This window comes from Microbispora sp. ZYX-F-249, from assembly GCF_039649665.1.
In the GTDB taxonomy this organism is placed as follows: domain Bacteria; phylum Actinomycetota; class Actinomycetes; order Streptosporangiales; family Streptosporangiaceae; genus Microbispora; species Microbispora maris.
Window position 1 is genome coordinate 1 of the sequence record NZ_JBDJAW010000017.1, and the last position, 11,656, is coordinate 11,656.

Genomic DNA, 11,656 nt, shown 5'->3' on the forward strand with positions numbered 1-11,656 from the left:
GGCCACCGCCTGCGTGATCGGCGTCTTCAACGCCACCTTCGACGGCGGCGCCGTCCCGATCTCCTTCAAGTAACCCCCGTCCATCAATTCACGTAGCCCTGTCCATCAAGTAACCCCGTCCATCAAGTAACCCCGTCCATCGACCCGGACTCCGAACAATCCGATCCCCGTCGACCGATCACTGGAACCGCCCTCCTCCGCCACGGCCGAGGAGGGTGGTTCCATGTGTGGGCGGGAAAGCGCCGCGGGCGGCGGCGGTGCTCGCCGGCACCCGAAACGACCCCGGCAAACCTGGAATCACAACCCCTATTTCGGACAGCCGCCCCTTATTCAGAAACTGGGGTCCTATAATCGCCCCAAACGATTCCCGGCCAACTGGTGCGCGCTTACGATTTCGGCGTGACCGGTCAGCGTAGGAGTAGTGGAAGGTTGCTCGCGATAAGCGACCTCCACGTCTCCCATGCCGAGAACCGGGCACTCGTGGAATCCCTGCGCCCCGGCGCGGCCGGCGACTGGCTCCTGGTCGCCGGTGACGTCGCCGAGCGTGTCCACGACGTCGAGTGGGCGCTCGGCCTGCTGAAGGACCGCTTCGCCACCGTGATCTGGGCACCCGGCAACCACGAACTGTGGACCACGCCGGGCGACCCGGACCGCGCGCGCGGCGAGGAGCGGTACCGCAAGCTCGTCCAGGTCTGCCGCCGGATCGGGGTGCTCACGCCCGAGGATCCGTACGCGGTGTGGACCGGAGCGGGCGGGCCGGCGACCGTGGTTCCGCTCTTCCTGCTCTACGACTACAGCTTCCGCGATCCGCACACCACGAAGGAGGAGTCGCTCGCCCAGGCGTACCGTCTGGGCGTCGTCTGCACCGACGAGATCCTGCTGAGCCCGGACCCCCACCCCAGCCGTGAGGCCTGGTGCCGCGCCCGCCTGCGGGAGACCGAGGCGCGGCTCGACGCCCGCGACCCCACCCTGCCGACCATCCTGGTCAACCACTTCCCGCTGCTTCGTGAGCACACCCGGATACTGCGCCATCAGGTGTTCGCCCAGTGGTGCGGCACGGAGCACACGGCCGACTGGCACCTGCGCTACCAGGCGGCGGCGGTGGTGTACGGCCACCTGCACATCCCTCGGACGACCTGGCACGACGGAGTGCGGTTCGAGGAGGTCTCGCTCGGCTATCCGCGCGAGCGGCGCCACCGTCAGGCGTGGCCGCCGCTCCGTCAGATACTCCCCGCGCCCCGGTAGCGCCCCCTGGCGCCCGGCGGCGTGACCCGAACCCCGGCCGGCGTCCCGCCACGGCGGGCGGCGACCACGAACAGTAATCGGAGCACCACCGGCAGCGGCCGGCGGCGGTCACAGTGAGCGCCGCGTCAGCCGCCTTCGACACGAAAACCGCACTACGGCATCCGGCCTTTCGCACCGCCGATCCGATCCAGGGTTGCTCACCAGATGCCTCCGGAAATCGGGAGGATTAATGGACGACGTCATCGAGCGGGCCGCGCTCAGGGTGATCGAGAATATGCACGAGAACCTGGGCGAGCCCATCACGATCGACGACATGGCTCGAGTCGCGATGTTCAGCAAGTTTCACTTCTCCCGCGTCTTCCAGCGGGTGACCGGGCTGTCCCCCGGGCGTTTCCTGTCGGCCGTACGGCTCAGGGAGGCCAAGAGGCTGCTCGCCTCCACGGCCATGAGCGTGACGAACATCAGCCACCAGGTGGGCTACTCGAGCGTCGGCACCTTCAGCTCGCGGTTCACCAGCAGTGTCGGCCTGTCCCCGAGCAGGTACCGCGTGCTCGGGAGCGTCACGCCGCAACTGCTCGCGAGCGAGCGCGCGACCGGCGCCTCGACGGCCACGATCCGGGGTGAGATCTCCTCTCCGCTCCCCGCACGGCCGGTCTTCGCCGGGCTGTTCCCCGAACGGATACTCGGCGGCCGCCCGGTGAGCTACACCGTGCTCGATCGGCCGGGGCCGTTCGAGCTGCGGGACGTGCCCGCGGGCCGCTGGCACCTGATCGCGCAGTCCGTCGCTCCCGGTCACGAGGACGCGTTCGGGCCCGCCCGGGGCGACGACGAATCCCAGTGCATCGCGTGCCACGGGCCGATCACGGTGCGGGCCGGCGACGGGTCGTACCCGTCCGACGTCCGCGCCGACGTCCGGCTCCGTCCGATGCGCCCGCTCGACCCTCCGGTCCTGCTGGCCCTGCGCGACCTTCTGTCGCCCATGAGCGTCCAGGACCAGGCCTGCTGACCGGGCCTGCTGACCGGGCCTGCTGACCGGGCCTGCCGGCCGGATCCGCAGAAGAGGCCTGCCGAAGAGGCCGCCGGAGGAGACGCGACCGGCGTGGGAAGAGGTGACGTGGACGACGAACGACGCGGACGACGAATCGGGCGGTGACCGGAGGTCACCGCCCGATTGCTTTTCCGGGTCGCCTGTCCCCGGTCAGGCCCGGTGGACGGTCATCGGCAGCCCGCCGCGGACCCGCAGGGACAGCATCGCCTCGGGGACGGCGGGACGGCCGGGCACCCCGGCCAGGCGGAGGTCGCGGGCGACCATGGCGAGGACGAACGTGGCCTCCATCATCCCCAGGTGGTTGCCGACGCAGAACCGCGGCCCGGCGCCGAACGGGATGTAGGCGTACCTGGGCCGGCCGGACGCGCCCGCGGGGTCGAACCGGTCCGGGTCGAACCGGTCCGGGTCGGTCCAGTACTCGGGGTGCCGGTGCAGCGTGTAGGGGCTGATCATCACATCCGCCCCCGCGGGCACGTGGTAGCCGCCGACCTCGTCGTCCTGTACGGCCACCCGGGTCAGCGCCCACACCGGCGGGTACAGGCGCATGACCTCCTCGAGCACCATCGCGGTGTACTTGAGCCGGTGCAGGTCCTCGTAGACCGGAAGCCGGTCGCCCAGGACCTCCACGGCCTCGGCGTGCAGCCGCTCCCGCACCGCCGGATGCCGGTCCAGCAGATGGAAGGCCCACGACATCGTGCTGGCCGTCGTCTCGTGGCCGGCGAGCAGCAACGTGACCAGTTCCTCGCGCATCCGCTGCCGCGCGGCGCGGGGCCCGGCGGGCCGTGGCGCCGCGAGCAGCCGTGTCACGACGTCGTCCCCGTCGCCCCGGCGGGAGGTCACCAGGCGGTCGGCCACCCGGTACAGGGCCCGCCTGGCGCGGCGGAATCGCAGGTGATGGGGCAGCGGCAGCCACAGGGGCACCATGCTCAGCGTCACCATCTCGAACATCGCCTGGTCCTGGACGCCCTCGAACGAGTGCCCGATCGAGTGGAAGGCGTCGAGGTCGGCGTCGAGCAGGGTGCGGCCGAGCACGCCGAGGGCGAGCCGCGTCATCTCCTCCGCCATGTCGACCGGGGGCCCGCCCACCCGGGCCCGCAGCCGCTCCACCAGGCGCGCCGCCTCCTCGGCGATCACGGTGTCCTGGCGGGCGATCCGCCTGTTCTGGAACATCGGCTGGATCGTCCTGCGCTGGGCGCGCCACAGCTCGCCCTCGCTGGTCAGCAGCCCGTCCCCGATGACCCGCCTGGCCTCCCTGAGCCCGATGCCCTTGTGGTAGGCGGCGCTGTTGTCGGCCAGCACGTGCTTGGCGTGATCCGGGTGGTTGAACAGGTAGATGCTCTTGGGGCCGATGGACAGCCGCACCGCGTCGCCGTACTCGGCCGCGGCCGAGCTGAGCAGCCCCAGCCGGTCGCGTACCAGCCGGAGGAACAGCCGCGGCGCGGCGGTGGGCGGGGGACCGGGCGGCGTCGCGCCGCCCCCGGCCGGCCGGGTGGACCGGGACGGCCGGGAGAGCGGCGACCAGCGGGCGGCCCGGGACGGCGGGGCCGGCGCGAACGCCACGCGCCGGCCCGTCGTGCTCATGCCGGGACTCCCCGCGGATCGGCGGCGAGCTCCTGGAACTGGCCCCGGTAGACCAGCAGGCCCTGACGGTCGGTCTGCTGCTCCATGGACAGCACCTTCCCGATGAAGATGGTGTGGTCCCCGCCGTCGTAGGTGCGCCACAGTTCGCACTCGAACCGGGCGACCGTGCCCGCGATCAGCGGCACGCCGGTGACCTCTCCGGGCAGCCAGTCCACACCCTCGAACTGCGCCGCGCCGAGCGCCCGGTAGCGGTTGGCGAAGTGCCTCGCCTCGCTCTCCTGATCCGCCGCCAGCACCGAGACGCCGAAGAAGGCCGTCATGCTGAGGCACTGGTGCATCACCGCGGCCCGGTCGATGCAGACCAGCACGAGCGGCGGGTCGAGGGAGACCGAGGCGAAGGAGTTGGCGGTCATGGCGTGCGGCGCGGAACCCCCCGTCGTGACGACGGTGACGCCGGTGGCGAACTCGCCGAACGCGCGCCGCAGCGCCTTGGTGTCGTGCAACTGAAGGGGTGTCACGGACTGGTCGATTGTCACGCTGACCTCCTGAGGTTGGGCGCGTAGGGTTCGAGCGCCCGGACCAGTGCCTCGGGGACTCGGGCGGGCGAGGTGCGGGTGTTCGGCCCGCGCATGCAGGCCACGCGCTGCCTGCCGCGGGCCACCAGCGTCTCCCCGCCCTCCGGGTTCAGCCGCACGTAGTCGAAGCTGAACTCGACTTGGGTCTGGGCGAGGTCGACCAGCCGCATCCGGACGGACAGCTCGTCGAACGCGGTGATCTCGGCGAAGAACTCGCAGTCCACCTTCAGCGTGAACAGCTTCAGGTCGTCCTGCATGTCGGCGAGCACCTCGGGCGCCCGCTGCTTGAGGAACATCTCCCGGCAGCGTCCCTGCCAGCGCAGGTAGTTGACGTAGTAGACGTTCCCGACGAGGTTGGTCTCCTCGAACCCGACCGTGTGGCGGTATTCGTAGTAGTCGCTCATGCCTGCGGCCGCCCTTCGGTGAGCACTGCGATCACTATCGGCAGGGGCAGGCCGCGCAGCGTCGTGACGAGCGTCGCGATCCGCACGCCGTCGCCGGTGAGGACCGCCCACCCGCCCGGTGCGCCGTCGGCCGGGGCGAGGGCCGTGTCCTGCGCGAGGCCGGCCCGCCGCAGGCACGCCCGGCCCGCCTCGATCCGCGCGGCGGCGACGCCGAACCGCTCACCCGTGCGGGCGGCGATCCGTTCGGCGACCTCCGCGACCGGCCCGAGGGCCTCCCGCCACTCCGGTTCCCCGCGCTCGGTCACCTCGGCGACCTCGCAGCTCAGCGGGCCTTCCGCGGCGACGCACAGAGTCACACCGGTCGTGTGGGCCACCGACACCGCCGGGCCGCCGTCGATCTCCGGCTCGCCTCCGTCGCCGAACCGGACCTCGACCGGGTGACCCAGCGCCCGGCCCAGCCCCACGACCGCGCGGTCCCGGCGCTCCACCGCGCCGTCCGCCGCGCCCGCGGGCTCGACCACCACGGCCACCCGCGTGCCGGCCAGGTCCTCCAGGGTGCGTTCGAGGTAGGAGCCCAGCAGCGGAGCCACCCACGGGCCCGCGCCGCCGTCCTTCTTCCGCACGGCCTGCAGGGTCAGCCCGTCCCACCGCTCCACGACCGTGCCGCTCGCGTCGCGTACGGCGATGTCGTAGACGTAGGTGTCGCCCTCGCGCGAGCGCTCGGTGGCGCAGTAGCGCAGTTCCCCCGCCTCCGCGAGCGCCGGGCCGCCGGGCCGGACCCGCTCGATGCCCACGGGGAGCAGCGTCGCGTCCGGCACGCAGACCTGGTTGCCGTGCATGAGGGCGTCCCGCATGCCCGGGTCGCCGAGGAGCAGGGTGTCCGGCAGGTACCGGGCGAACCAGTCCCCGTCGGCCAGCGCCGCGACGTCCGCGTCGACGTGGCGGGCGGCGGCCCGATGGTAGCGGCGCAGGCGGTGGAACCGCTCGCCCTGGAACAGCACGTTCCCGTACATCTCGCTCGCCGGGTCCAGCGTGACCACGGGCAGTCCGGCGCCGACCTGGTCGGGCGGCCCGTCCGCCGCCGCCTCGCCGGTGAGGCGCAGGCGGGCCCGGAAGTGGTCGACCTCGAAGCCGGTGTCGGAGCTGCGGATCGCCGCCTCGGCCGTGTCGTCGCCGGTGACGGTGACGGCGATGCGGAGCGTGGTGCTCCCGGACGGCGGCACCACGATCGGCCGCAGGAACCGCGCCTCCTCGATGACCGGCACCTCCGGCCGCCCGGTGGCCGCGAACGTCACCTGGGCCATGGCCTCCATGCCGAAGACCGCGGGGAACAGCAGGTTGCCGTCGAGGAGGTGGTCGGCGAGGTAGAGGTCGCTGCCCGAGTTGACCTCGACCTCGGTGACGAGCTCCACCCCGTGGTAGCGGACCAGCGGCCTGTCGACGAAGCGCAGCAGCGGCAGCGGCGGCTCGTCCCTGCGGACGGTGCCGATCCCCTCGGTACGTCCGCTGATCACCACGACGGCGGGCGCCTCGGGGTCGGCGACCAGCCTGCGCATGATCTCCACGCCCTGCTCGGGGATGATCGGGTCGATGCCCTTGCGGGTCAGCCCCTCGACCACCGAAAGCCGCTCGCCCATGCCGACGTCCGACCAGACCGACCACTCCATGCAGACGGCGTGGCAGCCCGGATGCGTGACGGCGACCTCCCGGGTGAGCTCGGCCAGCCACTCGTTGGCCGTGGCGTAGTGCGCCTCGCCGTGCAGGCCGGCCCGGCCGATGATGCTGCCGAAGGTGACCAGCAGCCGCAGGCGGCCGGGGTCCACCGCGTCGAGCACGTTGCGCAGCCCGCCGACCTTCGGCGCGAAGGTGCGCGCGAAGGCGGCCTGGTCGAGGCTCGCCAGGCCGGCCGGCTCGTTGCGGCCGGCGCCGTGCAGGACGGCCGTCACCGGCCCCAGCTCCGCCTCCAGCTCGGCGATCCCGCGGCGTACCTGCCCGGCGTCGGTGACGTCGGCCCTGGCGTACCGCACGGTCACGCCGGCCTCCTCCATCCGCCGGAGGTTGGCGGCGAGCTCACCGTCCGCGGCCGGGTCGGAGCGGCCGAGCACGGCCAGCTTCGCGCCGCTGTCCCCGGCCACCGCCAGCGCGCACTCCGCGGTGATGCCCTTGCCGCCGCCGGTCACCAGCAGCACGTCGCCGGAGCCGAGCGGCTGCCGCGTCGTGGCCGGCCGGACCGGCAGGGAGCGCAGCGTGGGCACGCGGCGCACGCCGTCGGCGTCGTAGTACGCCTCCGCGAAGCCGGTGGTCGCCGCCACCTCCGCCACCACCCGGCCGGCCGCCTCGGGCACGGCGGGGGTGTGGACGACGGTGGTGCGCAGGTGCGGCGCCTCCAAATGCAGCGTCTTGGCGAGCCCGGCCGCGCCCCGGTCCCCCTGCACCAGGACGAACCGGGTGCCGGGCGGGCCGGCGAGGGCCGCCTTGGCCCCCAGCAGCGCCTGCTCGACGTGCTCCTCGGCGCAGTCGCCGGGCAGGCAGACCAGCACGCCGGACCCGACGCCGCCCTCCTCAAGCGCCCGGCGCAGCGGCTCGGCGATCGGGACGGACCCGGCCGCGTACACCTGCCACGCGCCGTTCTCCTCGGCGCCCGCCCTGGGCGCGAGCGGCACCTCGTCGAGGTCGACCGCGAAGGCCCTGGTCCAGGGGGCGGCGCCGGCCACGGCGGCCGGCCCTCCCCCGGGCTGCGCCTGCGGGTCCTCGGTGAGCCGGTCGAGCGCCTCGGCCAGCTCGCGCAGGCTCGCCGTGGCGAGGTTGGTGGGCGCCTGCGCCGCGGGCACGCCCAGGCGCTGCACGGCCTGGTCGATGATGTGCATCACGGTGACCGAGCTGAGGTGCAGCTCGTCCAGCGGCCTGCTGTCCTCGCGCACCATCTCCAGCGGGAGCTCGGCGCGCTCGGCGGCGAGCTGCCGCAGCAGGTCGATGCTCGACGTCGCGCCCCCGGCCGCGGCCGGGCTCGCCGCGGCGGGCGGGGTGGCGGCCGGGGCCCGGTCCGCCCCGCCCGCGCGCTTGGCGATCTTGACCGTCGGCGCCTGCTCGGCCGGACTGGCGAAGAAGCTGAAACTCGCGCCGACCTCCAGGGGCCGGACCAGCCGGCCGTGGAAGAGGTCCTCCAGGAGGACGGGGGCGCCGACGACCCACGCCGCGCCCGCCACCCGCAGCAGCCCGGCCAGCGACTCGGCGTCGGTGTCGAGCGCCACCGCGGGCACGTCCGTGGCGGCCGCCGCGAGACCGGCGAGCACCCGGCCGGGGCCGACCTCGACGAACAGGTCGATGTCCTTGGCCGCCCGCTCGACCGCCTGGGTGAACCGCACCGGTTCGGTGATCTGCCGGCGCAGCAGCGCCCGCAGGTCCGCGCCGCGGGGCAGGTCCTCGCCGGTGACCGTGGAGACGATCCGCCGCTCCAGCGGGGCGAACTCCTCCTCGGCCAGCCGCACGTCGAACGCCTCGGCCGCGGGCGCGACCAGCGGCGAGTGGAAGGCGTGCGACACCGCCAGCCGGGTCCAGTTCAGGCCCGCGTCGGAGGCCCGGCGCCCGACCTCCTCCACCGCGTCGACCGGACCGGCGACGACGGTCTGGCCGGGGCCGTTGTATCCGGAGATCACGACCGGCAGTCCGGCGATCAGGTCCCCCACGACCTGCGGGTTCGCGCGGATGCCCGCCATGGTGCCCGACGAGCTGTGCTCGGTCATGGCCCGGCCCCGGGCGGCGGCCAGGTCGAGGAGCGCGTCCTCGTCCACGGCGCCGGCCCACTGCAGCGCCGACAGCTCGCCCAGGCTGTGGCCGACGGCGACGTCCGCCTCCAGGCCGAGCAGGGACAGCGCGCGCAGCCCGGCCATCGACCCGGTGACGATGCGGGGCTGGGCGACCGCGGTGGCCACCATGTCCCCCGACGCCGGCAGCGCCGCCCGCGTGTAGATCTCCTCGACCTCGGCGAACCGGCGGCGCAGCGCACCGCCGCTGGTGCCCCGGCCGGAGCCCTGGCCGGGGAACAGGTACCCGATCCGGCCGGGGCCCTCGGCGTGGCCGAGGAAGGCCTTGCCGTCGGAGGCGAACAGGCGGGTCTCCCCGCCGTCCAGCGCGGTCAGCACCCGCCGCAGCTGCCGCTCGGCGTCCTCCGGAGACGAGACCACGACCGCAGCCCGGTACGGCAGGTCCCGCAGTTCCCGCTGCAGGGTGACCGCGAGGTCGGCGAGCTGGGCGTAGGACAGCCGGGACGCGAACTCGGCCAGCTCGGCGACCCGGTCGCGCAGCGCCTGCGGCGAGGCGGCGTCGGCCAGCAGCAGCTCCGCGTCCTGCAGCGAGGCGGCCAGGGTCCTGGTGCGGGCGGGCAGCACCCGCCGCCGCGGGCCGGACTTCTCCAGCACCACGTGGGTGTTGATGCCGCCGAAGCCCATGGCCGTGACGCCGGCCCTGACCGGGACGTCCTGCGGCCAGGGCTCCGCCTTGCGCAGCGCGCGCAGCGGGGCCCCCTCCCGGGCCAGGATCTCGTGCGGCTCGACGCAGCCGATCGCGGGCGGCAGGACCTGCTCGTGGACCGCCATCACGGTCTTGATCAGTCCGGCCACCCCCGCCGCGGCCTTGGCGTGCCCGATCATCCCCTTGATCGAGGTGACGGCGGCGGGCGCCGCCGCGGCGCCCGCGTCCGTCCTGGCCTCCGACAGCGCGGTGAGCTCGGTCGCGTCGCCCACGGCGGTTCCCGTGCCGTGGCCCTCGAACAGCCCGACCGTCTCGATGCCGAACCCGGCGCGCTCGTACGCGCGGCGCAGGGCCAGCCGGTAGCCGCTCACCTCGGGCCTGGTCATGCCGCCCCTGCCGTCGGAGGAGATGCCCCAGCCGGCGATGACGGCGTAGATCCGGCGACCGGCCTCGACGGCGTCGGACTCGCGCATCAGCACGACCATGCCGCAGCCCTCGCCGGGCCAGAAGCCGTTGGAGTGCCGGTCGTACAGTCGCATCTCGCCCTTGGCCAGCGCGCCGGTCTTCGCGAAGCCGATGATCTCGAAGGGGTCGATGGACAGGTCGACCCCGCCGGCGACCGCGACGTCGAGGTCGCCGTCGAGCAGCGCCTTGCACGCCGTCGTCACCGACAGCAGCGAGGAGGAGCAGGCGCCGTCGACGGTGTAACCGCCGCCGTTGAGGTCGAAGTGGTTGCAGATGCGCCCCGCGATGGTGTTCGACAGGCCGCCCGCGAGGGTGTCCTCGTCCACCTCCGGGAACGGGCTCTTGTAGGTGGCCTCCAGGTCCGCGAGGAACCCGGCCAGCCGCTCGTCGTCCCAGCCCTGCTCCTTCAGCGTCGCCGCGACGGTGCGGCGGACGTACGGCCAGCGCAGGCGCATGATGTTGGCGCGGGTGAACTCACCGGTCAGCGTGTTGCCGACGACGACGCCGGTGCGCTCGCGCGGCAGCCCCTCCCCTTCGGGGAAGCCCGCGTCGGCCAGCGCACGGCCCGCCATGTCGAGGGCGAGCCAGTGCGTCAGGTCGGTCGAGCGGTAGGTGCTGCCGGCGATGCGGTAGCCGAGCCGGTCGAACTCGTAGCCCTCGATGACGGCGGCGGTGCGTGCGTAGAACCGGTCGGGCGTCGACGGGTCGGGGTCCCAGTAGTCCTCCAGCCGCATCCGCTCGTCCGGAAGCCTGCGGAAGGCGCGCCGGCCCGCCAGGGCGTTCTCCCACAGCTCCCGCGGCGACGCGGCGTCGGGATATCGGCAGGCCATGCCGACGATGGCGATCCTGGTCGTGCTCATACCGACGCCGCCTCTTTGCCGTTGACCGAGACCGGGCCGGTGACGATGACCGGCGCGGGCGTGTGGGCCGAGATGGCCGGCCCGGGGGCCGGAGCCGGGGCCTGGGCCTGCTGGCGCGCCTTGTTCACGAAGTGCAGCGCCCAGAAGAAGCCGCCGCGGATCGCGCACACGCCGGCGGTGGCGAAGAACAGCGCGTACGAGATGTGGACGGCGGTGAGCAGGCCGTACAGGAGGGCGACCCCGGCGCCGAAGGCGACCTGGGAGCCGGGCTTCGACGGCGTCGTGCCGGGGTCGGTGATCATGTAGTTGGTGAACAGGATGAACGCGACGCCGGTCATCATGGCGAGGGCGGCGGGGATCGAGGTGCCGAAGAAGACGCCGCGCAGGATCGCCTGGAGGGCGAAGGCGCCGACCCAGCCGAAGATCAGCGGCATCCGGCCGGTGAGCTTGCCGTTGAGCATCGTGCCGCCGAGGATGATGATCCCGGGCACCAGCCAGTCGATCCAGGTGTCGACGTTCTCGGTGAAGTGGTACGGCGGGGCGATGCTGGCCCAGGGGAAGACCAGCAGGATGACGGCGATGCCGAAGTTCGACGGGTTCATGAAGTGGCGTAGGCGGCCCTTGACCGGGGCCCGCAGCACCCACTTGGCGCCGACCGCCACCACGACGCCGAACAGCAGCACGAGGACCTGGTCGTTGACGTAGGTGAGCATGTTCATGGCCAGGCTCGTGATGTGCGCCGGGTAGAGGAACTCCACCAGGCCGCGCAGGCCGTTGCCCTTGTACCGCGGGGGCCGTCCCTCGGCCCGCGAGCCGATCCACTCCAGGCCGATCTCCGTGGCGTACCCGGTGGCCAGGGCGATGAAGGGCCACAGCCAGGGCTGCTCGAAGCCGAGGATCGTGTAGCCGACGATGTTGAAGACCGAAATCGAGATCGCGAAGTTGCGCAGCGCGGTGACCACCTTGGGGTCGTGGCGCGGCCCCGCGACGGGCGTTTTCTCAGCCATG

General features: G+C 73.2%; 7 protein-coding genes. 2 read left to right on the forward strand and 5 right to left on the reverse strand.

All coding sequences use genetic code 11. The annotated features are described in order from the left end of the window. Positions 1-429 precede the first annotated feature (429 nt). Together AAH991_RS20875 and AAH991_RS20880 are read left to right on the forward strand one after the other, a co-directional pair. Positions 430-1,245: a metallophosphoesterase family protein gene (locus AAH991_RS20875; protein ID WP_346227544.1), complete on the forward strand. Its 816-nt coding sequence runs from the start codon at positions 430-432 to the stop codon at positions 1,243-1,245. Between the two features lie 229 nt (positions 1,246-1,474). After that, positions 1,475-2,251, forward strand: coding sequence for a helix-turn-helix domain-containing protein (locus AAH991_RS20880; protein ID WP_346227545.1), 777 nt, complete (start codon positions 1,475-1,477; stop codon positions 2,249-2,251). A 192-nt stretch (positions 2,252-2,443) separates the two neighbouring features. Here AAH991_RS20880 and AAH991_RS20885 read toward each other — a convergent pair whose 3' ends face one another. The 5 genes from AAH991_RS20885 to AAH991_RS20905 are packed head-to-tail and all read right to left on the reverse strand — an operon-like array spanning position 2,444 to position 11,655. Further along, complete coding sequence (locus tag AAH991_RS20885; protein ID WP_346227546.1) at positions 2,444-3,874, reverse strand: cytochrome P450; 1,431 nt, start codon at positions 3,872-3,874, stop codon at positions 2,444-2,446. Then, positions 3,871-4,410, reverse strand: a complete 540-nt coding sequence (locus tag AAH991_RS20890) for a flavin reductase family protein (RefSeq protein WP_346227547.1) — start codon at positions 4,408-4,410, stop codon at positions 3,871-3,873. The genes AAH991_RS20885 and AAH991_RS20890 overlap by 4 nt, the downstream gene beginning before the upstream one ends. Further along, the gene (locus AAH991_RS20895) at positions 4,407-4,853 is read right to left on the reverse strand and encodes an acyl-CoA thioesterase (protein WP_346227548.1); all 447 of its coding nucleotides are present in this window, start codon (positions 4,851-4,853) and stop codon (positions 4,407-4,409) included. Before AAH991_RS20895 ends, AAH991_RS20890 begins: the two co-directional genes overlap by 4 nt. Beyond that, entirely contained in the window at positions 4,850-10,648 is a 5,799-nt protein-coding gene (locus AAH991_RS20900; RefSeq protein ID WP_346227549.1) for a type I polyketide synthase, read from the reverse strand. The genes AAH991_RS20895 and AAH991_RS20900 overlap by 4 nt, the downstream gene beginning before the upstream one ends. After that, positions 10,645-11,655, reverse strand: a complete 1,011-nt coding sequence (locus tag AAH991_RS20905; protein ID WP_346227550.1) for an enediyne biosynthesis protein — start codon at positions 11,653-11,655, stop codon at positions 10,645-10,647. The genes AAH991_RS20900 and AAH991_RS20905 overlap by 4 nt, the downstream gene beginning before the upstream one ends. Between the last annotated feature and the right edge of the window lies 1 nt (position 11,656).